At 62.5% G+C, this 26,860-nt stretch carries 28 protein-coding genes and 1 tRNA gene; 13 read left to right on the forward strand and 16 right to left on the reverse strand.

The window, feature by feature from the left end:
- Positions 1–20 precede the first annotated feature (20 nt).
- Positions 21–1,061, reverse strand: a complete 1,041-nt coding sequence (locus X744_RS147375; RefSeq protein WP_023761348.1) for an ABC transporter substrate-binding protein — start codon at positions 1,059–1,061, stop codon at positions 21–23.
- A 238-nt stretch (positions 1,062–1,299) separates the two neighbouring features.
- Between X744_RS147375 and X744_RS147370 the strand changes: the two genes are divergently transcribed.
- Entirely contained in the window at positions 1,300–2,001 is a 702-nt protein-coding gene (locus X744_RS147370) for a GntR family transcriptional regulator (RefSeq protein WP_023761349.1), read from the forward strand.
- A 40-nt stretch (positions 2,002–2,041) separates the two neighbouring features.
- Here the strand turns inward: X744_RS147370 and X744_RS147365 are convergent, their stop codons facing one another.
- The 3 genes from X744_RS147365 to X744_RS147355 all read right to left on the reverse strand — a co-directional run bounded on the left by X744_RS147365 (position 2,042) and on the right by X744_RS147355 (position 4,276).
- On the reverse strand, positions 2,042–2,248 hold the full coding sequence (locus X744_RS147365) for a hypothetical protein (protein WP_023761350.1): 207 nt from the start codon (positions 2,246–2,248) through the stop codon (positions 2,042–2,044).
- 93 nt (positions 2,249–2,341) lie between these two features.
- Positions 2,342–3,100: an SDR family NAD(P)-dependent oxidoreductase gene (locus X744_RS147360; protein WP_023761351.1), complete on the reverse strand. Its 759-nt coding sequence runs from the start codon at positions 3,098–3,100 to the stop codon at positions 2,342–2,344.
- Positions 3,101–3,397: 297 nt separating this feature from the next.
- On the reverse strand, positions 3,398–4,276 hold the full coding sequence (locus X744_RS147355) for a LysR substrate-binding domain-containing protein (protein WP_245266805.1): 879 nt from the start codon (positions 4,274–4,276) through the stop codon (positions 3,398–3,400).
- A 135-nt stretch (positions 4,277–4,411) separates the two neighbouring features.
- Here X744_RS147355 and X744_RS147350 point away from each other — a divergent pair, with 135 nt between their 5' ends.
- Positions 4,412–5,806, forward strand: a complete 1,395-nt coding sequence (locus X744_RS147350; RefSeq protein ID WP_023761353.1) for an FAD-binding oxidoreductase — start codon at positions 4,412–4,414, stop codon at positions 5,804–5,806.
- A gap of 191 nt (positions 5,807–5,997) precedes the next feature.
- Entirely contained in the window at positions 5,998–6,246 is a 249-nt protein-coding gene (locus X744_RS1000000175390) for an MFS transporter (RefSeq protein WP_023761354.1), read from the forward strand.
- Here the strand turns inward: X744_RS1000000175390 and X744_RS1000000175395 are convergent.
- From X744_RS1000000175395 to X744_RS147340, 3 genes are all read right to left on the reverse strand, one after another.
- Positions 6,231–6,368, reverse strand: coding sequence for a hypothetical protein (locus X744_RS1000000175395; RefSeq protein ID WP_245266806.1), 138 nt, complete (start codon positions 6,366–6,368; stop codon positions 6,231–6,233). The two genes, X744_RS1000000175390 and X744_RS1000000175395, sit on opposite strands and share 16 nt — an antisense overlap.
- Before the next feature lie 100 nt (positions 6,369–6,468).
- Positions 6,469–6,545, reverse strand: a tRNA-Arg gene (locus X744_RS147345).
- A gap of 313 nt (positions 6,546–6,858) precedes the next feature.
- Positions 6,859–8,352 carry a HAMP domain-containing sensor histidine kinase gene (locus X744_RS147340; RefSeq protein ID WP_023761356.1) on the reverse strand — a complete coding sequence of 498 codons (1,494 nt, stop codon included), beginning with the start codon at positions 8,350–8,352 and terminating at the stop codon, positions 6,859–6,861.
- A gap of 280 nt (positions 8,353–8,632) precedes the next feature.
- On the opposite strand from X744_RS147340, the gene rpmH reads away from it, so the two are divergent.
- The 5 genes from rpmH (at position 8,633) to yihA (ending at position 12,811) form a co-directional block, all read left to right on the forward strand.
- On the forward strand, positions 8,633–8,767 hold the full coding sequence (gene rpmH / locus X744_RS01000000170100; protein WP_008833937.1) for a 50S ribosomal protein L34: 135 nt from the start codon (positions 8,633–8,635) through the stop codon (positions 8,765–8,767).
- A gap of 16 nt (positions 8,768–8,783) precedes the next feature.
- Positions 8,784–9,137, forward strand: coding sequence for a ribonuclease P protein component (rnpA, locus tag X744_RS147335; RefSeq protein ID WP_023761357.1), 354 nt, complete (start codon positions 8,784–8,786; stop codon positions 9,135–9,137).
- Positions 9,138–9,151: 14 nt separating this feature from the next.
- Positions 9,152–10,966 carry a membrane protein insertase YidC gene (gene yidC, locus X744_RS147330; protein WP_023761358.1) on the forward strand — a complete coding sequence of 605 codons (1,815 nt, stop codon included), beginning with the start codon at positions 9,152–9,154 and terminating at the stop codon, positions 10,964–10,966.
- 550 nt (positions 10,967–11,516) lie between these two features.
- Positions 11,517–12,155, forward strand: a complete 639-nt coding sequence (locus X744_RS147325; RefSeq protein ID WP_023761360.1) for a CatB-related O-acetyltransferase — start codon at positions 11,517–11,519, stop codon at positions 12,153–12,155.
- Positions 12,152–12,811, forward strand: a complete 660-nt coding sequence (gene yihA / locus X744_RS147320; protein ID WP_023761361.1) for a ribosome biogenesis GTP-binding protein YihA/YsxC — start codon at positions 12,152–12,154, stop codon at positions 12,809–12,811. Before X744_RS147325 ends, yihA begins: the two co-directional genes overlap by 4 nt.
- 55 nt (positions 12,812–12,866) lie before the next feature.
- On the opposite strand, the gene X744_RS147315 is transcribed toward yihA, so the two are convergent.
- Positions 12,867–13,601, reverse strand: a complete 735-nt coding sequence (locus X744_RS147315) for a TetR/AcrR family transcriptional regulator (RefSeq protein ID WP_023761362.1) — start codon at positions 13,599–13,601, stop codon at positions 12,867–12,869.
- A gap of 127 nt (positions 13,602–13,728) precedes the next feature.
- Here X744_RS147315 and X744_RS147310 point away from each other — a divergent pair, with 127 nt between their 5' ends.
- Both X744_RS147310 and X744_RS147305 read left to right on the forward strand, forming a co-directional pair.
- Positions 13,729–14,931: an HlyD family secretion protein gene (locus X744_RS147310; RefSeq protein ID WP_023761363.1), complete on the forward strand. Its 1,203-nt coding sequence runs from the start codon at positions 13,729–13,731 to the stop codon at positions 14,929–14,931.
- Positions 14,932–14,953: 22 nt separating this feature from the next.
- Positions 14,954–16,543: a DHA2 family efflux MFS transporter permease subunit gene (locus X744_RS147305; protein WP_023761364.1), complete on the forward strand. Its 1,590-nt coding sequence runs from the start codon at positions 14,954–14,956 to the stop codon at positions 16,541–16,543.
- Positions 16,544–16,718: 175 nt separating this feature from the next.
- Here X744_RS147305 and msrB read toward each other — a convergent pair whose 3' ends face one another.
- From msrB to X744_RS147285, 4 genes are all read right to left on the reverse strand, one after another.
- Complete coding sequence (gene msrB, locus X744_RS147300) at positions 16,719–17,222, reverse strand: peptide-methionine (R)-S-oxide reductase MsrB (protein WP_023761365.1); 504 nt, start codon at positions 17,220–17,222, stop codon at positions 16,719–16,721.
- A 232-nt stretch (positions 17,223–17,454) separates the two neighbouring features.
- Positions 17,455–18,012 (reverse strand): fasciclin domain-containing protein, encoded by a 558-nt coding sequence (locus X744_RS147295; protein WP_023761366.1) that lies wholly within the window; start codon positions 18,010–18,012, stop codon positions 17,455–17,457.
- 226 nt (positions 18,013–18,238) lie between these two features.
- Positions 18,239–18,964, reverse strand: coding sequence for an anti-sigma factor (locus tag X744_RS147290; RefSeq protein WP_023761367.1), 726 nt, complete (start codon positions 18,962–18,964; stop codon positions 18,239–18,241).
- The gene (locus tag X744_RS147285) at positions 18,961–19,500 is read right to left on the reverse strand and encodes a sigma-70 family RNA polymerase sigma factor (protein ID WP_023761368.1); all 540 of its coding nucleotides are present in this window, start codon (positions 19,498–19,500) and stop codon (positions 18,961–18,963) included. Before X744_RS147285 ends, X744_RS147290 begins: the two co-directional genes overlap by 4 nt.
- Positions 19,501–19,647: 147 nt before the next feature.
- On the opposite strand from X744_RS147285, the gene X744_RS147280 reads away from it, so the two are divergent.
- Positions 19,648–21,144 carry an amidase gene (locus X744_RS147280; protein ID WP_023761369.1) on the forward strand — a complete coding sequence of 499 codons (1,497 nt, stop codon included), beginning with the start codon at positions 19,648–19,650 and terminating at the stop codon, positions 21,142–21,144.
- Between the two features lie 106 nt (positions 21,145–21,250).
- Positions 21,251–22,144 carry an acetylglutamate kinase gene (gene argB / locus X744_RS147275; RefSeq protein ID WP_023761370.1) on the forward strand — a complete coding sequence of 298 codons (894 nt, stop codon included), beginning with the start codon at positions 21,251–21,253 and terminating at the stop codon, positions 22,142–22,144.
- A 38-nt stretch (positions 22,145–22,182) separates the two neighbouring features.
- On the opposite strand, the gene X744_RS147270 is transcribed toward argB, so the two are convergent.
- The 3 genes from X744_RS147270 to X744_RS147260 form a co-directional block, all read right to left on the reverse strand.
- Positions 22,183–22,581: a RidA family protein gene (locus X744_RS147270; RefSeq protein ID WP_023761371.1), complete on the reverse strand. Its 399-nt coding sequence runs from the start codon at positions 22,579–22,581 to the stop codon at positions 22,183–22,185.
- Between the two features lie 224 nt (positions 22,582–22,805).
- Positions 22,806–24,353, reverse strand: a complete 1,548-nt coding sequence (gene bchE, locus X744_RS147265; RefSeq protein ID WP_023761372.1) for a magnesium-protoporphyrin IX monomethyl ester anaerobic oxidative cyclase — start codon at positions 24,351–24,353, stop codon at positions 22,806–22,808.
- Positions 24,354–24,467: 114 nt separating this feature from the next.
- The gene (locus tag X744_RS147260) at positions 24,468–24,944 is read right to left on the reverse strand and encodes an Lrp/AsnC family transcriptional regulator (RefSeq protein WP_023761373.1); all 477 of its coding nucleotides are present in this window, start codon (positions 24,942–24,944) and stop codon (positions 24,468–24,470) included.
- A 138-nt stretch (positions 24,945–25,082) separates the two neighbouring features.
- On the opposite strand from X744_RS147260, the gene phhA reads away from it, so the two are divergent.
- Positions 25,083–25,919, forward strand: a complete 837-nt coding sequence (phhA, locus tag X744_RS147255) for a phenylalanine 4-monooxygenase (protein WP_023761374.1) — start codon at positions 25,083–25,085, stop codon at positions 25,917–25,919.
- 106 nt (positions 25,920–26,025) lie between these two features.
- Here the strand turns inward: phhA and X744_RS147250 are convergent, their stop codons facing one another.
- Complete coding sequence (locus X744_RS147250; RefSeq protein WP_023761375.1) at positions 26,026–26,787, reverse strand: GGDEF domain-containing protein; 762 nt, start codon at positions 26,785–26,787, stop codon at positions 26,026–26,028.
- Positions 26,788–26,860 lie beyond the last annotated feature (73 nt).

Genomic DNA, 26,860 nt, shown 5'->3' on the forward strand with positions numbered 1-26,860 from the left:
GCCGTGGTTTGGGCTGCGGCCTATTGCTGGACCAGATTGTTGAACTTTTCCGTCGCCTCGACCAGATTGTCGCGCCAGAACTCGGGATCCTGCAGCACCTGCTTCTTGACGTTTTCGGGCGACGAATTGATGTCCTTGATCCGGTCCGGCGGGATCTTGCCGGTCTCGAAGGCCTTTTCGTTCGCTGGCCCATTGTCGACATAGAGCGGCAGATTGGCCTGCAATTGCGGGCTGACGAACATCGCCAGCGCCTTCATCGCCGCCTCCTTGTTCTTAGCGCCCTTGGGAATGACCATGCAGTCGGCGGTCAGCACACCCTGGTCGAAGGAGAAGCTGACCGGCGCGCCTTCCTTCTTCAAGGTGCCGGCGCGGCCGTTCCAGATGCTCGCCATGTCGACTTCGCCGTCCTTGACCAGCTGCATGGCCTGGGCGCCGGAGGTCCACCAGGCGTCGACATGGCTGCGGATCTTGTCGACCGATTTCAAGGCGCCGTCGATATCGACCGGATAGACCTTGTCGATCGGAACGCCCTCGGCAAGTGCGGCAACGCTCAGCGTTTCCGTCGCCTGGCTGCCGCTCAGCGCGCGCCGTCCCGGGAATTTCTCGACGTTCCAGAAATCGGCCCATGTCTTCGGACCTTTGTCGCCGAAAACATCGGTCCGGTAGATGAGCACGACCGACGTGTAGGAAATGCCTACCCAGTCGTCATGGACGAGCTTCGGGTTGATGCCGCTCTTGTCGATGATGCCGTAATCGAGCTTCTCGAACAGCCCTTCCTTCGAACCGCGCGCGCATTCGTCGGCGCCGAGTTCGGTGATGTCCCATTTCACCGCATTGCCGGTCACCTGCAGCCGCACGTCGTCGAGGCCGTTGGTGGTGTCTTCCTTGATCGTGATGCCGAGCGCATCGGCGGTCGGCTTGAAGAACGCCTTGGCCTGCGCCTCCTGATAGGTGCCGCCCCATGAGGCGACGGTGATGGTGTCGCCCGCCATTGCGGGGGCAGCGAGCGAGGCCATGAGGCCGGCAACCGCAACAACGCTAACGCTTCTTGTCCTGTTCATTTTCGGCTCTCCAACCGGTGTTCCCATTTGTTTTTGATTTCGCATGCTATCTTGTATACAATTTTGAGTGTAGCCTAGCGGTCGATCTTGTCAACACCGACCGGCGCGATCGGATGAACGCGTTTCGTGCCGGACAAAGTGGCGGGGGACGGGCCTCGCCGGGCGTGGCAAATTACGCCGACTGCGGCTACAGCTATGCGTGTTCCGGCTGAAAGACCGGAGAAGTGGGAAGGGAATCTTGGCCAAGGAAACCAAAGATACGCTGCGCGACTCGGTCTATTCCTCGCTCAAGGCGATGATCGTGACCGGCCAGATTCCGCCGGGCTCGCGCGTCACCGAAAACGACATCGCCGTGAAGCTCAGTGTCAGCCGTACGCCGGTGCGCGAGGCCTTCAACCGCCTCGAGCGCGATGGGCTGGTCACCGGCAGGCCCCGCCAGGGCTATGTCGTCACCGAATTCGACATCAACATGTTCCGCGAGGCCTTCGACATCCGCGAACTGCTCGATGGCCATGCGACGGAACTGGCAGCAACCGCTGCTACGGAACAGGACAAGGCGCGGCTGCGCGCGATGCTGGCCGAATGCGAGCGGCTGGCCGCCATTCCGGAATGCACCAACAGGGAAAAATTCCAGGAGCTGGAAGTCGGCATCGACCTGCACCGCGTCATCGCCGAAATCAGCGGCAACGTGATGCTGCACGGCATGCTGTGCGGCATCCTCGACAAGTGCCAGCACTATGTCTGGACCGAGCTGCTGTGGCTGGACGAATGGAAGATTGCCCGCGACGAGCACACCGAAATCGTCGACGCCATCTGCGCCGGCGACGCCGGCCGCGCCGGCACATTGGCGCGCGCCCATGTGCGCGGATCGCGCGACAATGTGCTGCGCCTGCTGCAGGCCAAGTCGGACTATCGGAATTTTCTCGCTAAGGCGTCGTGAGGAACCACCTGGACGCTACCGATGCGCGCCGCGAGAATGATCAGTGTGTGGTGGGATCAATCTGGCGGAGGCGCGAGCGCGCTTCAGCCACATTTTTTTGCTCGGATCTGATCCGGCAGCACAGGGCAAGGCTGATGCCAACGCCACGCTCCTCGTCCAGCATCTCGTTCGCTCGCTTGAGAAAGACTTCCGCCCGCTTGACGCGCTGCCTGGCTCTCGCCAGTTCCAGTTCCAGATGGTCGTGCATTATTCCGCACCCTTGAGGTTTGCGGTCCCTTCATGGGAAAACCGCTGCTGAGCGGTTTGGTTCCCGCCGATTGGCGGATGTGCCGATCGACGTTCAGCCCTTGCGCTCCTGCAGGCTGTTGCCGCCGTCGACCACCAGCAGGGCGCCGTTGACATAGCTGGCGCGTTCCGAGGCCAGGAACATCACCGCTGCGGCCACTTCGTCGGGTCGCCCGGCTCGCGCCGGCGGCGTATGCAGGGCAGCTTGCCGCTCCATCTCGCTCGACGAACCCGTTTCGATCCAGCCGGGGGCCACGGCGTTGGCCGTAATGCCGCTTTTCGCCACTTCCAGCGCCAGCGTGCGCGTCAGGCCGACCATGCCGGCCTTGGCGGCGGAATAGGCTGATGTGCCTTCGAAAGACACCAGCGGCCCGGTGACCGATGTCACATTGACGATGCGCCCGTAGCCCGCTTCGACCATCGCCGGCAGGAACGCACGGGTGACCAGAAACGCGGTCTTCAAGCTGACGTCGATCCCCTGATCCCAGTCGGCCTCGGTCATGGCTAGAAACGCCTTGTCGACCGATGGCGATGCCAGCGAGCCCATGCCGGCATTGTTGACCAGTATATCGACCGTGCCGACATCCGCCCGCAGCCGCGCGACATCGGCGGCTTTGGTGAGATCGGCAATTGCGGCGTTCGCATCGATGCCTTCGGCACTAAGCTCGGCGGCGCGATCGAGCACACGCGCACTGGCGCCGGTGAGGAAAACCGCGTGGCCGGCACGGCCGAGTTGCCGGGCAATGGCAAAGCCGATGCCGTCGGCCGCACCTGCCCCGGTGATTAAGGCGCGCTTGATGGTGGAAGAAGGCATGGTCAAATCAGGCTCCGCGGGTTTCCGCCTGTCCCGCACTGTCGCAATCAACGAACCATAGTCCATGGATGAATTTGGCGCGCCATCACAGGTGATGATGAGAACTATGTCTACGCGATTGCCCTCCAAAGTGACACTCGGAAGCAGACCGGAACTTGCTGAAATCACGGCGGGTTTCCGGCCGCTTCCTCCCACGCCGTCAAACGGCTGGAAGAAAATCTGTTGGGCGTCTTCGCTGCCATGGCCCCATCCTCTTGAGAGCCAAGCTTGGCGCGGCTCATCCCAGATTCGACAGTCTCATGCGACGGTTCTCATCCACGCCAGGAAGGACTCTATCACCGCGGATCTCGGACTGTGGGGCATCCATACGATATAAAAACTGTAGCCCGGCAAGGATAATTGATGCGCTTTGACGAGCGAGCCGTTTTCCAGTTCACGGCCAACCACGACATCACTACAGATCGCAATGCCTTGCCCGGCGACAACCGCATCGATCGCATGCAGTTCCTCGCGGAAGCTCAAATCCCAAGCTTTGTGCGGGATTAGGTCTGGATCGATTGAACGGGCCGTCGCTAGCCACCGGGGCCAAGTGGGAGCGTCCGGATCCCGGTTCATCCAGTCGAAATGGATCAACGGATAACGCAGGAGATCAGCAGCACGCTCAATCGTTCGCCCGTCGCTTGCCAATAATCGGGGACTGCATATGGGAAAGAAGGAATCACGGCATATCTCCTGCGCGGCAAAGCCCAAAGGCGAGCGACGTGTGTAGCGGATCGCCACATCTGCGGCGCCGGCGCGTAAATCGAGTACTGCGTCCGTCCCGATGATATCCAGTGGTACGGCCGGGTTGGCCTCTCGCCATTTAGGCAATCGAGGCACCAGCCATCGACTCGCGAAAGCGTTCGGGCTTGTCACCCGCAATGGCGCTTGAAAATCTGGCTCGGCGACTGCGGCAAGGGAGCCGGAGAGAAGATCAAAGCCGTTGCGGAGTATAGGAAACAGTCGCGTTCCCGCACCCGTCAACACGAGCGGGCGCGGTCGGCGCTGGAACAGCTTGCGACCGCATATCTCTTCCAACAAGCGGACGTGGTGGCTGATCGCTGTCGGCGTCACGCCGAGTTCCGCCGCTGCGGCTTTGAAGCTGCCGTTCCGAGCGACGGCCTCGAAGGCGTGCAAGGCGCGGAGAGGCGGGCAGTTTCTCATGCCGGCAGTGTAGATGAGTTCCTCTCACCTAGCAGCTAAGAATTTCGCTTTTGCAGAAGGTTGCGTCTCTGTGAGATCATAGTCCTGCCAGAACCGAGGGCGATACCGATGGAGATTCCGCGACAGACCGAGGCGCTATTGGGCCGATCCCATTCTCCGAGTGCGGCGATTGAACTGCTCCGGCAAGGCTTGCGGGGCGAACTGGTGTTGCCGACGGACGCTACCTACGACCAAGCACGCGGAGTCTGGAACGGGGCGATCGACAAACACCCTGCTGCAATTGTCTTTTGCGCCGATCCCGCCGACGTCGTCCATGCCGTGACCTATGTCAGGTCACAAGGCTGTCTCGTGGCGGTACGCAGCGGCGGCCACAACGTCGCCGGTCTGTCCGTCTGCGACGATGGGATGGTGATCGATCTATCACGCATGAAGAAGATCGCAGTCGATCCTGGGCGTCGCATTGCCAGGGCCGAAGCTGGTCTGACCCTCGGCGAGTTCGACGCAGCCACGCTGGCCCACGGCCTTGCGACGACCATGGGCGTCAACAGCGACACTGGTATTGCCGGCCTCACGCTGGGTGGAGGCTTCGGCAAGCTCGGACGAAAGCACGGCCTGAGTTGCGATAATTTGATCGCGGCTGAAATTGTCACGGCCGACGGACGGCTGTTGCGAACAAGCGCCAGCGAGTATCCCGAACTGTTCTGGGCCTTGCGAGGGGGCGGGGGCAATTTCGGCATCGTGACGACGTTCGAATACCGGCTGCACCCGCTTAGCCCGAACCTTCTCGTGGGCTCGGTGCTTCACGATTACGATCATGCGCGCGAGGCCATGCGGTTTTACGATGGATTCTCCCGCGACGCCCCGGACGAGGTGAGCGTCGATGCCGCGCTCGTCACGCTGCCCTCGGGCGAGCGTGCCTTCAGCATCTCGGCTTGCTATGTCGGGTCGCCCGAAGCGGGCGAACCAGTCATCGCACCGCTGATGAAGTTCGGATCCCCCATCGACAGTCGCCTTCAAGCCATTCCTTATCTTCAGATCCAATCGGCGGCCGACAGCCTCTTTCCACGCGGGCGACGCTATTACTGGAAAGCGCAGTTCATGCGCGAGATCAGCGATGGCGCGATCGAGGCCCTGCTCGACGCTTACGCGCGGGCTCCCAATCGCTCCTCCCTGTTGGTTTTCCAGCAGGTCGGCGGCGCGATCGCTCGCATGCCCGCATCGCACTCGTCCTACGCCAATCGCGATGCGGCCTTTGACTGCTTCCCGATCGCGATCTGGGACGATCTGGCCGATGACGAGGCAAATACCCGCTGGGCGCGCGACCTGTGGAATGCGGTCAGACCATTCTCGACCGGTGGCGTCTATGCCAACAATCTCGGTGATGAGGGTGACGAGCGCGTGCGTGATGCCTACGGCGCCAATTATGCGCGCCTCGCTTCTATCAAGAAGCAATACGACCCGACCAATTTCTTTCGATTGAATCAGAACATCAGGCCTGAATAGTTCGGAACAAACATAACGGGGAACCGTGCGCCGTCGCTGGACGATCCTTGCTGTCCTGTTTGTCGCCCGCGCCGCAATGGCGTTTCGGTTTCAGAGCGTCGGCGCCGTCGCGCCTCTTATCAGCGATAGCGTCGGAGCGAGCCTGGCCGACATCGGCATTCTAATCGGCCTATCTTGCACCGGGAGTCGCATTGGCCCTGCCTGGCGCGACCATCGGCCAGCGCTATGGCGATAAGGCGACCGTTCTTGCCGGGCTCCTGATGATGCTGGCGGGTGAAATGCTGATGGCGGCATCGCCGTTCTGGAGCCTGCAGGTCGGCGGCCGATTGATAAGCGGCACTGGCGGCGTTCTCCTGAACGTCCTGATGACCAAGATGGTCGCCGACTGGTTTGCCGGCCGGGAAATCGCAACCGCCATGGCCATCTACATCAACTCGTAGCCAGCGGGCATCGCTATCGCTCTCATGCTGCTGCCGGCAATCGCAACGACATTCGGGGTGACCGCCGGGGCCATTGCCGTTTCGGTCCTGGCCATCGTCGGCATCGGCCTGATGACCTTCATCTACCGCACCCCGGAGGTACCGCCCGCTGGTGGCGTCGAACGCTCTGGCATTTCGGCGGGGACAAATGGCGTTCGCAAATCAGGACGATTTAGAGTCAAATGGCGCGCCCGAAGAGATTCGAACTCCTGACCCCCAGATTCGTAGTCTGGTGCTCTATCCAGCTGAGCTACGGGCGCGCAACAGGCCATGCTTTCCATGGCCCCGCGATCCGATCGTGAACGACCGGCCGCGACGAGACGTGTTCCCTAGCGACTGAATTTCGGAAAAGCAAGCCGATCCGGCAAAAGTTTTGTCGCAGGCGTGTCATCCGGCAATGATGGCCCGTTTCCCAGCGCCTCAAAACCACCAAAGCGCATCGTGTCCGGGCGGCCACAAGTGATGCGCTTCCGATGCATCACGTCCGCCCAAAGCCGGAGACGCCTTCGGGTGACATGTTTCTGCAAGGAAAGGAGGAAAGATCGGTCGCCGGGGCAAAACAGCGCCGATCCGTCATGCCGGGCGGCGCAGGCCGTTGCTGCGGGCCTGGTCGAGCCGTGCCGGCTGGTCGGGAATGGTGACCGCGAATGTGGTGCGCCCGCCAATGCTCTCGACCAGCTCCACCGTGCCGCCATGCGCCCGGATGAGTTCGTGCGCGATCGCCAGTCCAAGGCCGGTGCCGCCGCTGCGGGCCGAGCCGCGGAACGCCGCGAACAGGTTCTCCCGCGCCTTGGGCGGCAGGCCCGGTCCGGTGTCGCTGACGGCGATGCGGCTGACGCTGCCCAGGCGCACGGCCGACACGGCCAGGCGGCGCACCAGGGCGCTTTCACTGTCTGCAGCCATCGCCTGCACGGAATTCCGGCACAGATTGGTGAGCACGCGGAACAGCTGATCGGAATCGGCGTCCACCTCGAAGGTCGGCTCGACGGAATTGACGAACTCGATGCCCTGCCCGATGTCGAGCAGGCCGTGCACGTCCTCGACCAGCTGGCGCAGCCTCAAGCGTCGGCGCGCCGGTGGCGGCTCCTGCGTGCGGCCATAGGCGAGCACGCCTTCGGAATAGGAGACGGCTCGGTCGAGCGCGCGCAGCAGTTTCGGCGCGAAGGCCTGCACGGTCGGGTCCTTGACCTGGCGCAGGCGGTCCGACATCAGCTGCGCCGAGGCCAGGATATTGCGCATGTCATGGTTGATCTTGGAGACGGCAAGGCCGAGGTCGGCAAGGTGCTTCTGCTCGGAGAGCATCTTTTGCAGCCGTTCCTGCATCTGCGACAGTTCGCGCTCGGCAACGCCGATCTCGTCGGCGCGGGCGGCCGGGTGGATGATGCGCCCGGGATCGTCGGGGGCTTCCGAAAAGGACAGCATCGAGCGCGTCATGGTCCGGATCGGCCCGATCATGATCAGGTCGATCGCGGCATAGACCAGCATTGCGGTGAACAGCGAGATCAGCAGCGAGACGAAGGCGACGTTGCGCGAGTATCGCAGCATCGCATTGCGCAGGCTGTTATCGGGCATGATCAGCTCGAACTCCTTGTCCGAGTCACCGACAGGCCCGAAAACGCGCAGCATCCGGTCGCCGCCGAAAAACAGCGTGTCGAGTGCACCGGTCATGCCCTTGATCATGCCGATGCCGGCGATATCGATGTGTTCGTCGACCTTCGGCGGCATTTCGGCCACCACCAGCAGCCGCGAGACGCCACCGTCACGCACCGCGATCGCCTTGGCGCCGATCGCCATCAGCACGTCGTTCTGGGCCGTGCGTGACAGCGAGGTGGGCTCACCCTGCACCAGCACGATCGACACCGCCGCCGCCGTGCTCAGCCGCTCCTTCAGCCAGTTCAGCCGGTAGCTGGCGATCCAGGGCAGGAAGATCAGCACTTCGGCCAGCAGCACGAAAACGATGGTCAGCAGCAGCAGCTTGGTCGACAGGCCGCGCGACAGCGGCACCGTGCGCACGATGGTGGGTTCGGCCGTGCCGGTCCCTTCCTGCGCTTGTATGGTTTCGCTCATGCGGTCCATGTCTTCACAATCACTTGATCAACGCAGATTAGGCGATTACGGCTTTCTTGCCAATTTCATCCTTGGTCGGAAACATAAACCGGCCTGGACGACGCCGGGGTTTCGGCCCGACGACGCCGGATTGACTTCCAAAAGCCTTCTTTCTATAAGCCCGCACACGCTCGGGCCATTCGTCCCGGCGCGGTTTCGATCGCGCCAAAGCCGGCCCGGCAAAGCTCCTGTTACACAGTGACAGAATCAAGAAGGGCCGCACCCCGCGGTATTAAAACAAATGAAGCGTACCTACCAACCGTCCAAACTCGTCCGCAAACGTCGGCACGGCTTCCGTGCCCGCATGGCCACCAAGGGTGGTCGCGGCGTCGTCGCAGCTCGCCGCAATCGCGGCCGCAAGCGGCTCAGCGCCTGAACGGAAGACGAGATCGTTGCCCGCAACCGGCAAGCCAGTGGGACCAAATCCCCAGCGGCTTCTGAAGCGCGCGGAATTCCTGGCCGTCCGTCGTGGTGAAAAGCGACGTGGGCGGCTTTTTCTCGTTGAAGTTCTCGACCGCGGCGACGGCCTGTCGCCGCGCGTCGGTTACACGGTCACCAAGAAGGTCGGCAATGCGGTTATCCGCAACCGCGTCCGGCGGCGGCTGCGAGAAGCCGTCCGTACACACGCTGCATGTGACATGGCGCCTGGCAATGACTATGTCATCGTCGGGCGCGAAGACGTGCTTACCATTCCGTTCGGCCAGTTGAAGGCCGAACTCTCCCGCCGACTGCGCGGAACACGATAGGCCAAGGGCTTTCGATGGAAAACAACCGGAATTTCTTCATCACCATCGCATTGTCGGTGCTGATCCTGGCCGTATGGCAATATTTTTACGTGTTGCCGCGCAGCGAGCAGCAGCGCGAGGCGGCGCGCGTCGAACAGCAGCGCATCGAGGAGCAGAAGAAGGCCGCCCAGGGCACCAATCCCGGCACCGACACCGGAACGCCCGCTGCTCCTGGCGCCATTCCGAACGCACCCGGCACCGATGCCGTGACGCCGGCCGGTCGCGAACAGGCGCTGGCCACGACGACCCGCGCCAAGATCGATACGCCGAGCCTCGAGGGTTCGATCAACCTGACCGGCGCCCGTCTCGACGACCTCAAGCTCAAGCACTACACCGAGACGGTCGACAAGAACTCGCCCGAGATCAGCCTGCTCAACCCGGCGGCACTCCCCAATGGCTATTATGCCGAGATCGGCTTCGTCGGTAATGACAAGACCGGCGCGGTGCCTGGTCCGGAGACGGTATGGGCCGTCGACGGCAATGCGACGCTGACGCCGGCGACGCCGGTCACCCTGACCTATTCGAACGACAAGGGCCTGACCTTCAAGCGCACCTTTTCCGTCGACACCAACTACATGTTCACGGTTTCCGACACGGTGCAGAATGCGGGCACGGCTGCCGTCTCGCTGTCCAATTACGGCCGCGTCACCCGGTTCGACAAGCCGCTCGTCGCCAGCACCTATGTGCTGCATGAGGGCCTGATCGGCTTCACCGGCACCGAAGGCCTCCAGGAACACAAATACGCGTCCATCGAAAAGGACAAGCAGGCCACGCCGGGCAAGTCGACCGATGGCTGGCTTGGCATCACCGACAAATACTGGGCGGTGACGCTGGTGCCGACGGAGAAGCAGCCGTTCCAGCCGCGCTACGCCTATTTCGAGGACGGCCGCCATCGCTACCAGTCTGACTTCCTGACCGATCCGATCACTGTCGATGCCGGTCAGTCGGCGACGGTGGAGAGCGAAATCTTCGCCGGCGCCAAGGAAGTCGCCAAGATCAACGCCTATGCGGAAGACCGTCACATCAAGCGGTTCGACCTGTTGATCGACTGGGGCTGGTTCCACTTCATCACCAAGCCGATGTTCTGGCTGATCGACACGCTCTACAAATTCTTCGGCAATTTCGGCCTGGCGATCCTCGCCACCACCGTCATCGTCAAAGCCATCTTCTTCCCGCTCGCCAACAAGTCCTATGCGTCGATGGCGAACATGAAAAAGGTGCAGCCGAAAATGCTCGAAATCCGCGAGAAATACGCGGACGACAAGATGAAGCAGCAGCAGGCGATGATGGAGCTGTACAAGACCGAGAAGATCAATCCGCTCGCCGGCTGCTGGCCGGTGGCGCTGCAGATCCCGGTCTTCTTCTCGCTCTACAAGGTGCTCTACATCACCATCGAGATGCGGCACGCGCCGTTCTTCGGCTGGATCCAGGATCTGGCGGCACCCGATCCGACCTCGATCTTCAACCTGTTCGGCCTCGTTCCGCTCACGCTGCCGCACATGCTGATGATCGGTGTCTGGCCGCTGATCATGGGCGTCACCATGTTCCTGCAGATGCGCATGAACCCGACGCCGCCGGATCCGACGCAGGCCGCGATCTTCACCTGGATGCCGGTCATCTTCACCTTCATGATGGCGGGTTTCCCGGCCGGCCTCGTCATCTACTGGGCCTGGAACAACACGCTGTCGATCCTCCAGCAGGGCGTGATCATGAAGCGCCAGGGCGCCAAGATCGAGCTGTGGGACAATCTGGTTGCGCTGTTCCGAAAGAAACCGTCGCCGGCAGAATAGCAGGCGTTGCCTACGCGAAATCAAAAGCCCCGGTCAGTTCATTGCCCGGGGCTTTTTTGTCGGCGAGGCATCCCATTCCAACCGATTTCCAATCTGCGGCGAAACTTTGGCCTGACGCACCTCGTAACTGCGCTTTGCCATTCCCTGCGGCATGCGCTTCGGCACGCCTTTGCACAGGCCATGGATTGCGGCCACCGTGTTTTCGCGACGGCGGCAAGATACCCTTGCCAAGACGGCTTCCGGCGCAAGGGTGCCGGTGTTTGGGAGGCCGTAGGCAGACCGGGGTCCTGTCGGCCTCCACGGGGCCCCGGTTCTTTTGCTTGGACTCGAAGATCTGTAGGGTTTGGCTTGTCGACGCCGACTGCTCCAGGAGATCGCTTCTTGGCGGCGCTGTCGTCGACCTTGGCCTATGGCGACAGCAAATGAGCAAAGCCGCCATCGAAAGCTCGCTCGTCAGCCGATTGGTGCTATAGGGCGGATCAGGCTATTTTGGACAGGCGCATGCGGATTTCGGATGCGCCTGGCGGCCTTTTTTTTTACGGATCTCGACATGGACGGACCCAACCCCAACATCAAGCACCCGATCCCGATGCACACGCGTGTCGGGTTCCTCAAGGGACTGGTGAGCGCGCCGAACATCGAGATCGGCGACTTCACCTATTATGACGATCCCGATGGGCCGGACAAATTCGCCGAGAAATGCGTGCTGCATCATTATCCCTTCATTGGCGACAAGCTCATCATCGGCAGGTTCTGCGCCATCGCCGAAGGCGCACGCTTCATCATGAACGGCGCTAACCACGCCATGTCCGGCTTTTCGACCTACCCGTTCAATATTTTCGGCCATGGTTGGGAGAAGGGTTTTGACCCGGCGACCTGGTCCAAGGAAGTGCGCGGCGACACAATCGTTGGCAACGACGTTTGGATCGGCATGGAGGCGGTGATCCTGCCCGGCGTTACGATCGGCCATGGCGCCGTCATTGCCGCGAAGTCGGTGGTCACGCACGACGTGCCGTCCTATGCGATCGTCGCAGGCAATGCGGCCAAGGTGGTGAAGATGCGTTTCGACGACCGGACGATCAGGCGGCTGCTGGCGGTGGCCTGGTGGGACTGGCCGGTGGACAAGATCAGCCGCAACCTCGATGCTATCCGGGGTGCCAATATTTCTCTTCTGGAGGCAGCAGCTTGAACGCTCTAAACAGCAGCACGATCGGCACCGACCTGTTTACACGGGGGTGGGTATTCATTCGTGGCGTGCCGGCCATGAAGTTCCTGCCGCCGGAAGGACCGCCGGAAATCGCTTTTGCCGGCCGCTCGAATGTCGGCAAGTCGTCGCTGATCAACGCGCTGGTCAATCAGAAGGGACTGGCGCGTACCTCCAACACGCCGGGGCGCACGCAGGAGCTCAATTATTTCGTACCGGACGGTTTTTCGGGCGAGGGCGCCGACCTGCCGCCCTTGGCGCTGGTCGACATGCCGGGCTATGGCTACGCTACGGCGCCGAAGGAGAAGGTCGACGAGTGGACCAAGCTGGTTTTCGACTATCTCAAGGGTCGCGTCACGCTGAAGCGGGTCTATGTGCTGATCGATGCCCGCCACGGCATCAAGGCCAAGGACGATGAAGTGCTGTCGCTGCTCGACAAGGCGGCAGTGTCCTATCAGATCGTGCTGACCAAGACCGACAAGATCAAGGCTGCCGGCGTGCCGCGGCTGATCGAGGAGACGCTGGCAAAGATCAAGAAGCGGCCGGCAGCGTTTCCGTTCGTTCTGGCGACATCTTCGGAAAAGGCCGAGGGCCTGCAGGAATTGCAGGCCGCGATAGTGCTTGCGGCCAACGGCGGGTAGAACAATTCCCAAAGCGCATAGGGCCTTCCCTTAGGAATTGCGCGGAAACAAAAAGCTAAGGCTTGGCCTCGATGGCAATCGTTTGATGGCTTTCTTCCGCCACGAGCCTTTCGGTGCCGTAAGCCTTCAGGAACATGCTGACGCCTGACGTGACGATGTGGTCGATCTCGTCCTGCGACGGGGCCTTGGTTCGGTAGGCGAAGATGCACTGGCGGAACAGACTGGCCAGGCACAGTTCAGTGAACTGATAGGCGGCGAGATCGACATCATCGATCCGCAACAGGCCGCGCTCGATGGCAGCATTGAGAAAGGCCACGACCTTGTCGTGACCGCGCTTGGGTCCACGTTCGTAAAAACGCGCGCCCATGTCGGGAATCCGGTCGGATGCGCCGATCACGGTACGCTGTGCCTGGATGACCTTGGCTGATGTGATCTTGAGCGCCAGCACCTTGCCGAACTTCACCAGTGTCTGGCGAAGGTCGTCGGATTTCTCCAGCATGTCGTACATGTTCTTGAAGATGCTGCCGCGCTCTTCCTCGATCAGCGCTTCGAACAGCTCTTCCTTGTTGGCGAAGTAGACATAGATCGTGCCCTTGGAGACACCGGCCTCGCGGGTGATGTCGTTCATCGACGCCGCTTCGAAGCCCTTGTCGATGAAGACACGCCGGGCGCCATCGATGATCTGGCTACGCTTGACCGGGTCCTGCCCTGCCGCCGGGCGACCACGGCGCAAGCTGTCCAGCAAATCGCCACACTGGTCGGTTTCGGCGTTGCGCAGAGTCTCGGCCATAAAGGTCACACCTCGAAAATAATTCGAACCATCCGGTTCGATTGCACTTGATATGGTCCTCTTTACGCGCTATGTCAACGTCCTGATCGAACCGAACGGTTCAGTACTATTACATTAGAGAGATGTCATGTCCTCGAACGCGCCAACATCAGCCGAAGTCCGTCCCTTCCCCAACGCCAAGGTCGCGCCGGCGACGGAAGCACCTGAAATACCCGTCCAGCCCGCGGTATCGCCGCCGTCGACACAGGCTCCGGCCAAGAAGAAACGCTCGGTGCGCTCCTTTTTGCTGCCGGTCATCGGCGTTGCCTTGCTGGGTGCCGGCGCCTGGTATGGTTACGATTACTGGACCACGGGCCGCTTCATGATCTCGACGGACGACGCCTATGTACAGGCCGATATGGCGTTCATATCGCCCAAGATTTCCGGCTATGTCGATCAGGTCAAGGTCAGCGAGAACCAGCTGGTCAAAGCCGGCGACCCACTGCTCGTCGTTGACGATGGCGACTATAAAATAGCTGTCGCCCAGGCCGAGGCGCAGATGGCCACGTTGAGCAAGACGCTCGACCGTATCGACGCCCAGACCGAGGCGGCGCGCGCCTCGTTGCAGCAGGCCCAGGCGCAGAAGGTCGCCGACCGGGCCTCCGCCGACAATGCGGCCAAAGTCGCGGCGCGCGCCTCGCAGCTGCTCAAGACGCATGTCGGCACGCAGGCGCAACTGGATGACGCCCAGACGGCAGTCCAGCAGGCCGACGCAGCCCTTGTCGGCGCCGACGCGCAGATCGCCGCGGCGCAGGCCAATATCGGCGTGCTGCAGGCGCAGCGCGCCGAATCGGCAAGCACGCTCGCATCCTTGCAGCTCAGCCACGACAAGGCCCTGCGGGATCTTTCCTTCACCGTGCTCAAGGCGCCTTATGACGGTGTCGTCGGCAACCGTTCCGTGGAGCAGGGCGATCTCGTCAGCCCCGGCCAGAAGCTTGCCGTCATCGTGCCGATGGACAAGCTCTACATCGTCGCCAACTTCAAGGAGACGCAGCTTGCCCGGCTGGTGCCCGGTGAGAAGGTCAAGATCTCGGTCGATGCGACCGACGGCCAGGACTTCGAGGGAACCGTCTCGTCGCTGGCGCCGGCTTCCGGTGCCGTGTTCTCGCTGCTGCCGCCCGAAAACGCCACCGGCAACTTCACCAAGGTCGTGCAGCGCGTTCCGGTCCGCATCGACGTGCCCGCCGACGCGCTGAAGAGCGGCAAGCTGCGCGCCGGCCTCAGCGTCGTCGTCGCCGTCGACAGCCGCACCGCCCCCGCCGCGTCGGCGTCGGCGGCTGCGTCGAACTGAGCGGCCGCCGGGGAGCAATGCCATGGCAACCGCAACCCTGACAGCAGGAGCACCGCCGGCAAGGCCGGCTGCGCCCGACACCATCTCGACACGGCGCGTCATCGCTTTCCTGGCGATGGTGTTCGGCATGTTCATGGCCATCCTGGATATCCAGATCGTCTCCGCCTCGCTGGCCGAGATCCAGGCCGGCCTGAGCGCCAGTTCCGATGAAATCCCGTGGGTGCAGACCGCCTACCTGATCGCCGAGGTGGTGATGATCCCGCTGTCGGGCTTCCTCAGCCGGATGCTGTCGACGCGCGTGCTGTTCACGATTTCGGCGGCGGGTTTTACCGCTGCCAGCGCCCTTGCCGCGACCGCCACCAACATCGACCAGATGATCGTCTACCGCGCCGTCCAGGGCTTCATCGGCGGCGGCATGATCCCGAGCGTCTTCGCTGCCGCCTTCACCATCTTCCCGCCGTCGCGCCGTGCCGTCGTGTCGCCGATGATCGGCCTGGTGGCAACGTTGGCGCCGACCATCGGCCCGACCGTCGGCGGCTATATCAGCCATGCCATGTCCTGGCATTGGCTGTTCCTGGTCAATGTCGTGCCCGGCATCCTGGTGACGACGGCGGCCTGGACGCTGATCGACTTCGACAAGCCCAATCTCAAGCTGTTCAGCAAGTTCGACTGGTGGGGTCTCGCCGGCATGGCGGCCTTCCTGGGCTGCATGGAATATGTGCTTGAGGAAGGACCCAACAACGACTGGCTGCAGGACCAGGGCGTCTTCATCTGCGCCATCGTCATGACCATTGGCGGGGTGCTGTTCTTCTGGCGCGTGTTCACGGCCGAAGAGCCGATCGTCGACCTGAAGGCCTTCACCAACATCAATTTCGCCTTCGGCTCCCTGTTTTCCTTCGTCATCGGCATCGGCCTCTACGGCCTGACCTATCTCTACCCGGTATTCCTCGGGCGCATCCGCGGCTACGATTCGATGATGATCGGCGAGGCGCTGTTCGTCAGCGGACTGGCGATGTTCTTCACCGCGCCGATCTCGGGCATCCTGTCGAACAAGATCGACCCGCGGCTGATGATGATGATCGGCTTCTTCGGCTTCGCCACCGGCACCTGGTGGATGACGCATCTGACCGCCGATTGGGATTTCTACGAGCTGCTCATCCCGCAGATCCTGCGTGGCTGTTCGATGATGCTGTGCATGGTGCCGATCAACAACATAGCGCTCGGCACGCTGCCGCCGGAGCGGTTGAAGAATGCGTCCGGCCTCTTCAATCTCACCCGCAACCTTGGTGGCGCCGTCGGCCTCGCCCTGATCAACACGGTGCTGATCGACCGCAATGCCTTCCACTTCGCAAGGCTTTCCGAGCATGTGCAATGGGGCAGTGAAGCCGCGCAGTCCAAGCTGCAGAACATGACGTTCAATTTCGAACAGACCCCCGGCCTGAACGCGACAAATGCCGCGATCTCCAAGCTGTCGGGCATGGTCCATCAGCAGGCGTCACTGCTGTCCTTCATGGACGTGTTCTTCATGCTGACAGTGCTGTTTGCGACGCTCGGGCTGTTCACCATGCTGATCCGCAAGCCGGTCGCCGCCGGCGGCGGTGGCGGGCACTGATACCGGAGCAATTCCAGGAAAAGTGTAAGGCGGTTTTTCCATCAGGAATTGCGACAAGCAAAGTTGCGTGGGCAGCGTTTCGGGAAGCTCCTCCAGTCGACGCCCGAAAAGCTCTGACCGCGAAAAAACTCCGGGCTGCCAAGCCCGGAGTTTTTCGTTTCCAGTTTGGAACTTGTCAGGCGGTGGCGGGCTTGAAGCTAAGCGCCACGCCGTTGATGCAGTGGCGCAGGCCGGTCGGCGCCGGGCCATCGTCGAAGACGTGGCCAAGATGGCCGCCGCAACGGCGGCAATGCACCTCGGTGCGGGTCATGCCGAGCGACCTGTCCACGGTTTTGCCGATGCCATTGGGGATCTCTTGCCAGAAGCTCGGCCAGCCGGTGCCGGATTCAAACTTCGTCTCCGACGGGTAGACCGGCAGGTCGCAGCCGGCGCAGGCAAAGATGCCCTTGCGGTGTTCGTTGAGCAATGGGCTCGTACCGGGATATTCCGTGCCTCCCTTACGCAGCACGTCGAAGGCAGCCGGCGACAGGATGGCTTTCCATTCGGCGTCGGTCTTGGTGACTTCGAACTTCTCGGCGGCCTGCGCCGCCTGCGGGTTGCTCATGCGCAGCACTGTCGCCGCGGCCCCGGCGACGCCAATGGCGGCGGCACCGCTCAAAAGAAAGTCGCGACGGTTCATGACCAATTCCTCCTATCGTCTCTTTGCCAAACTATACCGCCGTGCGGAAATCAAAAGCCGGTGACGGTGGCCCTCAACCGAACACCCCCGCGCCGTTCCACATCTGAATGTGGACGCCGCGGAGTGCGCGGGTCGATTGCGGATCTCGGGAGCGGGATCACGCAATCGACGGAGGGTTCTTGCAGCCAGTTCGTCGGCTGCAAGCCCCCTGTTACATCTTCGACAAAAGAAGTTACATCTTGGGCAAAAGAACCTTGTCGATGACGTGAATGACGCCGTTGGACTGTTCGACATCGGCGATCGTCACATGGGCGACATTGCCGTTCTCGTCGGTGACGGCGACCTTGCCGCCTTCGGCCTTGAGCGACAGCTCGCAGCCGCCGACAGTCTTGACCTTGTGGGTGCCGCCATCGGCCTTGGCCATCGAGGCTACATCCGCCCTCATCGCCTTGGCACCGACGACATGGCAGGTCAGAATTTTGGTGAGCTTGTCCTTGTTCTCGGGCTTGAGCAGCGTCTCGACCGTGCCGGCCGGCAGTGCCGCAAAGGCTTTGTTGGTCGGCGCGAACACCGTGAACGGACCGGCGCCCTGCAGCGTCTCGACCAGGCCGGCGGCCTTCACGGCGGCGACGAGCGTCGTGTGGTCCTTCGAGTTCACGGCGTTTTCGACGATGTTCTTGTTGGCGTACATTGCGGCGCCGCCGACCGTCGGGTTTTTGGCATAGGCGGCGGTGGCAAGGGCGGAGACGGCGATGGTACCGGCGAGCAAAAGGGTGGCGAATCTGCGCATGATATAATACTCCTCGGGTTTTCCACTTCCCATCTTTGGGACGAGAGGAGATACGGGACAAAAATGCGCTAGTTTCAGGAATATTGTGATTTTTTTAAGTTACCAACCCAGGCCAGATACATTTTCGAATGCCGCCGGGTTTGCCGACGAACATGCTCACTGAGGCATGTGCAGCGAATAATAGACTTCAGGTAATCTATTTTGAGTTTGCAGACGCAAGGGCCGGTCAGATGCTCTTCAGATCGCCCGCGGCGACCACCGGGCCGGTTGGCTGGCCGGTCGGCGAACCGCCTGACGGCTCGAGGCTGACGGCCAGCACCGCGCCCTGGGCGAGCTTCTGCCGGGCCGCCGGCGAGACGATGATGCGCGCCGTAGCACCTGCCGGAATGACGCCCATCGACACCGGCGGGTTCTTGCCTTCGATCATCCACAGCTCGAAGTCCTTGCCGGCGGCGCGCTCACCGGAGACGTGCGACAGGCCGACCTCGTGATGCGCGGCGTCGTAGACGGCGAGATATTTGACGTCGCTGCCTTCGGCGGCCAGCGAGGCGACGAGGCGCGCCTGCGGTTGCTCGACCGGCGGGTTAAGTATGGGCACGGCGATGTAGATCACCAATGCGGCGACCGCTGCCGCGGCGAGGCCGCGCCAGAAGGTCAGGCTGGACCACAATCCGCGCGGTTGAGCGGGTACGGCAACGGCCCCGGCGGACGCAAACAGCCTGCGGTCGATCGCCGGCTTGACCGAAGCCGGCGGCTCGATGTCCTGATAGGCGGCAGCCAGCGGCGAAAAACTGACCTCCCAGCCGTCGACAAGGCGGGCGAAGTCGGTCTCGGCTTCGATGCGGCGGGACGCGATCTGGCGTTCGTCGGCAGCCAGCACGCCGAGAACGTATTCGGCGGCGAGCAGGTCGTCGCCTCCACGTTCCGGTCCTGTGTCTTCTGCCAGCGTCATCTTTCCAGACATTCTCTGAGTTTCAGCAGGCTGCGGCGCAGCCAGGTACGCATCGTGTTCAGCGGCACGCCGTGGCGCTCCGCCAGTTCGGCATAGCTTTCGCCCTTGAGATAAGCACCCCGGACTGCCGCCGCCCGGTCCTTCTCCAATTCATCGAGGCAATGGTGGATGCGTTCGGATTCGTCGCCCGCCACCACCATCGCTTCAGGCCCCGGCGCCGGATCGGCCACGTCGAGTGCGGCATCGATGTCGGCAGCAGGCTTGCGCCGCGCCCTGATGCGATCGATCGCATGATTGCGCGCGATCGCCACCAACCAGGAGATCGGGCTCAGGTCGGAGACGGCAAAACGGTCCGCCTTCGTCCATATCTTGACGAAGACTTCCTGTAGAGCTTCTTCCGCATCTCCCCGATCGTTCAATACACGAAGACAAACGCCGAAAAGTTTCGCGCTGGTCTGCCGGTAGAGCAGATCGAACGCGGCCCGATCCTTCATCGAAGTCCGGACGATCAGCTTGGTGATGTCCTGCGGCGTCATCGCAGGCAAATTAGGCGATTGCGATATATTTGCAACGGCGGAAAACCTTGTGCACGCCTTAGCTTTGCGTGTCGCCAGCCCGGCTCCGCCCGTCGATTGCTAATGTAGTCGCCACTGGCTAGCTTGCTGCAGGGACGGGGAGCGCGCATGTCGGTTGAACAGATACTATGGTCGCAAGACGCAACCGGCCTCGCCGATCTGATTCGCAAGGGCGAGGTCTCGCCCGTCGAGTTGACCGAGGCCGCGATTGCCCGCGCCGAGGCCACCCGTCCCGACATCAACGCCACGGCCGTGTCGCTCTATGATGCCGCCCGCGCCCGCGCAAGGATCGTCGACCGCTCGCTGCCGCTGGCCGGCGTCCCGTTCGCCATCAAGGATCTCGGCATCGCCATCAAGGGCGTGTCGACGCATGGCGGCAGCCGCATTCCGGCATGGCTGGCCGACGTCGATTCGGCGCTCACCGACCGCTATCTTGCCGCCGGGCTCATTCCGATCGTCACCTCGACGTCGCCGGAACACGGGCTGCGGTTGATGACCGAGTCCAAAGCCTTTGGCATCACCTGCAATCCGTGGAACACCGGCCATACCAGTGGTGGCTCGTCGGGCGGTGCGGCGGCACTGGTCGCCGCCGGCGTCGTGCCGGTGGCGCACGCCTCGGATGGCGGCGGCTCGATCCGCGTGCCCGCCGCCTGCACCGGGCTTGTCGGCCTGAAGACGTCGCGCGGCCGCACACCGCTGACGCCCCTGGTGAGCGAAAGCTGGTACGGCATGGTGGTCGACCATGCGCTCACCCGTTCGGTGCGCGATTGCGCGTTGCTGCTCGATCTCACCCACGGACCCGACCTTTTGTCGCCCTATGCCGCGCCGCCGCCGAAAGGCACGTTCACGGCGGCCGCTGCGCGCGATCCCGGCAAGCTCAGGCTGGCCGTGTACCGCAAGTCGCCGCTTGGCCTGCCGATCTCGGATGAGACGCTCAAGGCGCTCGACACGGCGGTGGCGCTTGCCCGCGAGGGTGGCCACACCGTCGAGGAGATCGACCTGCCCTTCATAGGTCGAGATTTCCTCGCCGGCTTCTGCAGGACGGTTGCCTCGGCCGTCGCCGGCACGATGCGGGCGGAGGCGCTGCGTGTCGGCCGTTCCGTTATGGGCGACGTCGAGCGGGCCACCCGGGTGCTCGGCAGGTTGGGCGAGATGCTGTCGGCCGGCGAGACCTATGCCGACCTGCAGCGGTTGCATGCCGCCTCGCGGCAGCTGATCGCGGAGACTGCTCGGTATGACGCCGTACTGATGCCGATCATTGCCCATCCGCCGCTCGCCTGCGGCACCATGGATCCGAAAGGCACCGACGAGTTCATTGAGAACCTGCTCGACAAGTTTCACCTGACGCCCTTGCTGAAGCTGAAACCGTTCTTCGGCCAGTTGATGGACAAGAGCCTCTGGTTCACCCATTGGCCGGCGATCCAGAATGTCAGCGGCCAGCCGTCCATCGCACTGCCGGTCCATGTCACCGATACCGGCCTGCCGCTCGGCATCCAGGCGGCGGGCCGCCCGGGCGACGAGGAGACGCTGCTGTCGCTCGCCGCGCAGATGGAAAAGATCTCGGGCTGGCTGGGCCGCAGGGCGCCGCTGAAGGTGCCGTCATGATGACGAGGTCGTGAGGCGCTGGAATATGACAGCAAAGCCATTTGCGGGTGGCGCCAATTCCCGCTAAGACGCCGCCGTCTTTACCGATCTCCAGGGAACCAAGCCGATGACGGACATCGCCGCCACCGCCGAAATGCAGGCAGCCCTGCTGTCGCGGGCGCTGCCCTACATGCAGCGCTACGAGAACAAGACGGTCGTGGTGAAATATGGCGGCCACGCCATGGGCAATATCGAACTCGGCAAGGCGTTCGCCCGCGATATCGCGCTCTTGAAACAATCCGGCGTCAACCCGATCGTCGTCCATGGCGGCGGCCCGCAGATCGGCGCCATGCTGGCCAAGATGGGCATCGAATCCAAGTTCGAGGGCGGCCTGCGCGTCACCGACCAGAAGACGGTCGAGATCGTCGAGATGGTATTGGCCGGTTCGATCAACAAGGAGATCGTCGCCCTGATCAACGCCGAGGGCGAATGGGCGATCGGCCTGTGCGGCAAGGACGGCAACATGGTTTTCGCCGAAAAGGCCCGCAAGACGATGATCGACCCTGACTCCAATATCGAGCGCGTGCTCGATCTCGGCTTTGTCGGCGAGCCGGTCGAGGTCGACCGCACCTTGCTCGATCTTCTGGCGCGCTCCGAAATGATCCCGGTGCTGGCGCCGGTGGCGCCCGGCCGCGACGGCCACACCTACAACATCAATGCCGATACTTTCGCCGGCGCCATTGCCGGAGCCTGCCAGGCGACACGCCTGCTGTTCCTCACCGATGTGCCGGGCGTGCTCGACAAGGACAAAAACCTGATCGATGAGTTGACAGTTGCCGAGGCCAAGGCGCTGATCAAGGACGGCACGGTCTCGGGCGGGATGATCCCCAAGGTCGAAACCTGTATCGAAGCGATCGAGCGCGGCGTCGAAGGCGTCGTCATCCTCAACGGCAAGACGCCGCATTCGGTGCTGCTCGAGCTGTTCACCGAACACGGCGCCGGCACGCTGATCGTGCCCTGAGCGGCGGCCGATCTGTCGATCGGTCTGCCGCCGATCGATCAAGCGGCCTGAGGAAGGCGTGCAATGACCTTTATCTCGAAGTCGAAGCCCGCCAGCCAGTTCACGCCCACTGCGGTCCAGTTCGTGTAAGGCGGTTCGCCGAATACCTTCTTTCGAACCGCGTCGATCGCCTCCCACTGCGCGGCCGGATCGGTGTGGAATGTGGTGACGTCGACAATGTCGTCGAACGTGCCACCGGCGGCTTTCAGCACGGCTGCGAGATTATCGAAGGCAAGCTGGACCTGCTTTTCGAAGACCGGCTCGGGCGACCCGTCTTCGCGGCTGCCGACCTGGCCGGAGACGAACAGAAGGTCGCCCGAACGGATCGCCGCCGAATAACGGTTGATCTCGTAGAGAGCCTGCCGGCCGGCCGGAAAGATCGCGTCGCGTTTGGTCATAGTTTCACTCCATCTAGATAAGGCAGGTCCGACCTCCTGATGATCGCGACGTGGCTTCGCCGAGAAGGCGAGAGCTATCCGCAGGGCTTCAGGGTTTTGGATCGCTGCACTCCAACATCCGGGACGGTTGTTGACATACGTCCCGTATGCCGGATGTGGGAACATACGGCGCGTATGTCAATGTGAATACGTCGCGCATGTTTTTATGAGATTGCCAAGAGCTGTCACGCGCGGGGTGAAATCGTAATCTCGGGCGACGTCAGCTTTCGCTTTAGGCGTTGGACAACCATGGACTCCTCTTCCGTGTCCTGCGGAGCGCCCCAGAATTCGGCAAGCGTCGGGCCGTCCTTCACCCTGATGTCGCGGACCAGAAAACCCCAGACCTCGCGGAACCAGACGCGCCGGCCCATCTGGATATACCAGCGCATCGAGTGCCGCTGCTCGGGATCCCTATGGAACAGGATGCGGGCCAGCGCCTTCGGCCGCGACTGCACCGCCAGCTCGATCAGCTTGACGCTGAAGAACAGCATCCACGGCTTCAGCCGCGTCATCTGCAGCACCTGGTGCTTGTAGTCCCACAGCCGGGCATCCTTCTGGATCACCTTGCGGCTCCGCGCGATCCTGAAGAACGGCGTCCAGCGATGCGGCGTCACATAAAGCGCCTGGATCTGGTCCGGGTCGTAGGCGATCAACTGGCGAAAGCCGCGCCACAGGTCGCGAAACCCCTCATCCTCGAAGCCGGCTACCCAGGTCGCCATCGACAGTATGCCGTTGAGGCGCAGCAGCCTTATCGCCTCGCGGTCGGATGAGGTGCTGCCGCCCTTGCGGATCAATTGAAGCGTCTGCTCGTCGGTATTTTCCATGCCGAGCAGCCAGCGGATGACACCTGCCTTGCGATAGAGGTGCAGGATGTCAGCGTCGCGCACGATGTCGTCGGCGCGGGTCGAGCCGACGATCAGCACCGGCACATTCTCGATAATCAGGGCATCGAGAAAGGCGCGCCAGGCCTTCTTCGATACCGTCGGGTTCTCGTCGGCGAGATTGATCAGTTCAACGCCATGCTCGCGGTGCAACAATGCTATTTCTTGCGCGAATTTAACCGGGTCGCGATGCCGCCAGCGGGTCCAGAAGCCGCGCTGGCCGCAATAGTTGCACAGATGCGGGCAGCCGCGCGAAAACTGCATGACCACGGCACGCTTGCCGCCCCAATAGCTGTAGCGCCCGTGATCGATCAGCTCCCAGCCGACACGGTAGGCGTCGAGTTCTGCGATGGTCATGGCCGGCTGCGTGGCGAAGGGACGGCGCAGATCGTCGCGATAAGCGATGCCGGCCACGCTCCCCGGCGGCTGGTGCATTTCAAGCGCCTCGACCAGCGCCACCACGGTCGCCTCGCCCTCGCCGCGCACGACGAAGTCGAAGACGTCCGTTTCAGCCAGTATGTCACGCCAGTGATAGGTCGGAAAAACGCCGCCATAGATGATGATGGTCGCCGGCTCGCGCTGCTTGATCATCTTGGCGAGTAGCAGGGCGGTCGGGTGCGCCGAGGTCGAGCCGGAATGGCCGATCAGGACGAAGTCGGGGCGATCCGTGAGCGCGTTGCGCACGACGATATCAAGTGGCATCGGTCCGAATTCGGCGTCGACAAGGCGCACCTCATGGCCGGCATCGATCAGCGGGCCGCCGAGCGCCAAAAGGCCGAGCGGCGGCAGGTGGTCGTCGGGCACGCGACTGCCGATGGCGGTGTGCGGCGGATTGATCAGGACGATGTTCATGGCGGACCTCCGGCTGTTGGTCCGCGCAAGCTGGCCGGCGATGTGGACACGGGCTTGGCCCGCTTCAGCAGTTTGCGTGCAGCTTTCCCGCAGGAATACTGAAGGCAGGCATTGTCATCGCCTCAGGTGGGCGAGCGGCACGTGGCCAGGCCCCTTGATGTTCTGCAGCACGAGTTGGGTATGAACGTCGCGCACGCCGTCGAGCCGCATCAGCCGGTGCATGACGAAGGCGTTGAGCTCGTCGACCGATGGCACCATGACATGCAGCAGGAAATCGTGGTCGCCGGTCATTGTCCAGCACGCAGACACCTCGTCCATGCGCTGGACCGCGGCGATGAAACTTTCGGGCGAGCCGTCGCTGTGGCTGACAAGGCGCACCTGGATGAACACCTCGACCATCAGCCCGACCGCGCGGCGGCCGATCACCGCGGCAAAACCCTTGATGATACCGGTCTCCTGCAGCGCCTCGAAACGCCGTGCGCAAGGCGTCGTCGACAGGCCGATCTCTTGTGCCAGCTCGGAGACAGGCTTACGCCCGTCGCGCTGCAGGACATCGAGCATCCTGATCTCGAAATCATCGAATTGAGGCATCTTCACTCCTCCAAAAGGGCTTCTGAGTAAATCTTACCTCGATTTCTCTCGTTGAGCCATCATCAAAACCGATTTACCTCGGCAAATCCGGTTATCTTTAACACGTCAGCCATCCATGATCTGTGAGGAGAAAAAGTCATGACGACGATGACAGTTGCGGAATACGCCCGCGATTGCGCGGCGCAAGGGTTGCGCGGCAACTATTCGGTCTGCCGTGCCGATTTCACCGTGGCGCAGGGTTACGACTACAGCGACGAAGAGCAGGCAGTGTGGCGCACGCTGTGCGACCGCCAGACCGAACTGACGCGCAAGCTCGCACACCACTCCTATCTAGACGGCGTCGAGAAGCTCGGCCTGCTCGACCGCATCCCTGATTTCGACGAGGTCAGCGCCAAGCTGCGCAAGCTGACCGGCTGGGAGATCGTTGCCGTGCCAGGTCTCATTCCCGCGGCTCCCTTCTTCGACCATCTCGCCAATCGCCGATTCCCGGTCACCAACTGGCTACGGACCAGGCAGGAGCTCGACTACATCGTCGAGCCGGACATGTTCCATGACTTCTTCGGCCACGTCCCGGTGTTGTCGCAGCCGGTGTTTGCCGATTTCATGCAAATGTATGGCCGCAAGGCCGGCGACATCATTGCGCTGGGCGGCGACGAGATGATCACCAGGCTCTACTGGTATACGGCAGAATACGGCCTGATGCAGGAGGCCGGCCAGCCGCTGAAGGCCTTTGGCGCCGGCCTGATGTCCTCGTTCACGGAATTGCAGTTCGCCGTCGACGGCAAGGATGCCCACCACGCGCCTTTCCACCTGGAGACGGTGATGCGGACCGGCTACGAGATCGACAAGTTCCAGCGCGTCTATTTCGTGCTGCCGTCGTTTGACGCCTTGCGCGATGCCTTCCGGACCGCCGACTTCGAGGCGATAGTCGCCCGCCGCAAGGGCCAGCCGGCACTCGACCCGGCGACGGTCTGACGCCTCAGTCGGTCTCGCTGGCCGCAGCCGCGGTGCTGGTGCGCATCGCCGTCTACGGCCTTTGAGCCATGCCCTGCATCTGCCGGCGCCCGCATCAGCGCCTTGATCAGGCCGCTTCGGAAATGTCCGTGCCGAGGATCGTCAGGTTGCGGCCCTGATGCTTGGCCTGGTAGAGGCGCCGGTCGGCGGCGCGCATCAGGTCCGACACGCTCATATCTTCGCCGCAGACGGTGCCGCCGATGCTGACGGTGAGTGGAATGGTCCGCTCGTCGACGGGCCGGAAGCGGATCAGCTCGACTTCGCGGCGAATGCGCTCGGCGACGCGCTTGGCCTCCTGCTCGGTGGCGCCGGTCAGGAAGGCGCCGAACTCCTCGCCGCCGATGCGGCCGAGCACATCGCCGCTGCGCACGCCGCGCTGAATCGCGCTGGCGATCAAACGCAGCGCGTCATCGCCGGTCAGGTGGCCAAAATTGTCGTTGATCCTCTTGAAGTGGTCAGCGTCGATGATCAGTAGCGCGCCGCGATCGGACTTGCGGCGCGAACCCTCCAGCGCGGCAAAGAAGCTTTCCCGGTTGAGCATGCCGGTCATGTCGTCGCGGCTTGCCTTTTCCGCCAGGCGGCGATGCGCGGCAGCGAGTTGGGCATGCGCGCGAGCGAGGTCGCGATGCGCGTTTTTCAGCCTGTCGCTTTGCCAGAAAGTACTTGCGCTGGCGGCCCATGTCAGCACCAGCGGACAGAGCGTTGAGGTCAGCCAGATCGTGCGGTTGACCGGAAATCCCATCGCCGGAACGATGATCAGCGTCAAAACGAGCGATGCCGCGACAGACGCGAAAGCGACGACGGCGGATCTCAGAATTATGCTGTTCATCGCTTGCTCCCACAAGACTGTCTCTGTGCCAGCAAGCCCTGAAGGGCACCTTTCCCGGATGACTAAAATTTGA

The sequence above is a fragment of the Mesorhizobium sp. LNHC252B00 genome (genome assembly GCF_000502955.1).
In the GTDB taxonomy this organism is placed as follows: domain Bacteria; phylum Pseudomonadota; class Alphaproteobacteria; order Rhizobiales; family Rhizobiaceae; genus Mesorhizobium.

What these genes read in the sequence shown, in the direction of transcription:
- X744_RS147375 (WP_023761348.1), bottom strand. Translation starts at nt 1,061, where the DNA reads ATGAACAGGACAAGAAGCGTTAGCGTTGTTGCGGTTGCCGGCCTCATG.
- X744_RS147365 (WP_023761350.1), bottom strand. Translation starts at nt 2,248, where the DNA reads ATGCACGACCATCTGGAACTGGAACTGGCGAGAGCCAGGCAGCGCGTC.
- X744_RS147360 (WP_023761351.1), bottom strand. Translation starts at nt 3,100, where the DNA reads ATGCCTTCTTCCACCATCAAGCGCGCCTTAATCACCGGGGCAGGTGCG.
- X744_RS147350 (WP_023761353.1), top strand. Translation starts at nt 4,412, where the DNA reads ATGGAGATTCCGCGACAGACCGAGGCGCTATTGGGCCGATCCCATTCT.
- X744_RS1000000175395 (WP_245266806.1), bottom strand. Translation starts at nt 6,368, where the DNA reads ATGAAGGTCATCAGGCCGATGCCGACGATGGCCAGGACCGAAACGGCA.
- X744_RS147340 (WP_023761356.1), bottom strand. Translation starts at nt 8,352, where the DNA reads ATGAGCGAAACCATACAAGCGCAGGAAGGGACCGGCACGGCCGAACCC.
- rpmH (WP_008833937.1), top strand. Translation starts at nt 8,633, where the DNA reads ATGAAGCGTACCTACCAACCGTCCAAACTCGTCCGCAAACGTCGGCAC.
- yidC (WP_023761358.1), top strand. Translation starts at nt 9,152, where the DNA reads ATGGAAAACAACCGGAATTTCTTCATCACCATCGCATTGTCGGTGCTG.
- X744_RS147325 (WP_023761360.1), top strand. Translation starts at nt 11,517, where the DNA reads ATGGACGGACCCAACCCCAACATCAAGCACCCGATCCCGATGCACACG.
- X744_RS147315 (WP_023761362.1), bottom strand. Translation starts at nt 13,601, where the DNA reads ATGGCCGAGACTCTGCGCAACGCCGAAACCGACCAGTGTGGCGATTTG.
- X744_RS147310 (WP_023761363.1), top strand. Translation starts at nt 13,729, where the DNA reads ATGTCCTCGAACGCGCCAACATCAGCCGAAGTCCGTCCCTTCCCCAAC.
- X744_RS147305 (WP_023761364.1), top strand. Translation starts at nt 14,954, where the DNA reads ATGGCAACCGCAACCCTGACAGCAGGAGCACCGCCGGCAAGGCCGGCT.
- msrB (WP_023761365.1), bottom strand. Translation starts at nt 17,222, where the DNA reads ATGAACCGTCGCGACTTTCTTTTGAGCGGTGCCGCCGCCATTGGCGTC.
- X744_RS147295 (WP_023761366.1), bottom strand. Translation starts at nt 18,012, where the DNA reads ATGCGCAGATTCGCCACCCTTTTGCTCGCCGGTACCATCGCCGTCTCC.
- X744_RS147290 (WP_023761367.1), bottom strand. Translation starts at nt 18,964, where the DNA reads ATGACGCTGGCAGAAGACACAGGACCGGAACGTGGAGGCGACGACCTG.
- X744_RS147285 (WP_023761368.1), bottom strand. Translation starts at nt 19,500, where the DNA reads ATGACGCCGCAGGACATCACCAAGCTGATCGTCCGGACTTCGATGAAG.
- X744_RS147280 (WP_023761369.1), top strand. Translation starts at nt 19,648, where the DNA reads ATGTCGGTTGAACAGATACTATGGTCGCAAGACGCAACCGGCCTCGCC.
- argB (WP_023761370.1), top strand. Translation starts at nt 21,251, where the DNA reads ATGACGGACATCGCCGCCACCGCCGAAATGCAGGCAGCCCTGCTGTCG.
- X744_RS147270 (WP_023761371.1), bottom strand. Translation starts at nt 22,581, where the DNA reads ATGACCAAACGCGACGCGATCTTTCCGGCCGGCCGGCAGGCTCTCTAC.
- bchE (WP_023761372.1), bottom strand. Translation starts at nt 24,353, where the DNA reads ATGAACATCGTCCTGATCAATCCGCCGCACACCGCCATCGGCAGTCGC.
- X744_RS147260 (WP_023761373.1), bottom strand. Translation starts at nt 24,944, where the DNA reads ATGCCTCAATTCGATGATTTCGAGATCAGGATGCTCGATGTCCTGCAG.
- phhA (WP_023761374.1), top strand. Translation starts at nt 25,083, where the DNA reads ATGACGACGATGACAGTTGCGGAATACGCCCGCGATTGCGCGGCGCAA.
- X744_RS147250 (WP_023761375.1), bottom strand. Translation starts at nt 26,787, where the DNA reads ATGAACAGCATAATTCTGAGATCCGCCGTCGTCGCTTTCGCGTCTGTC.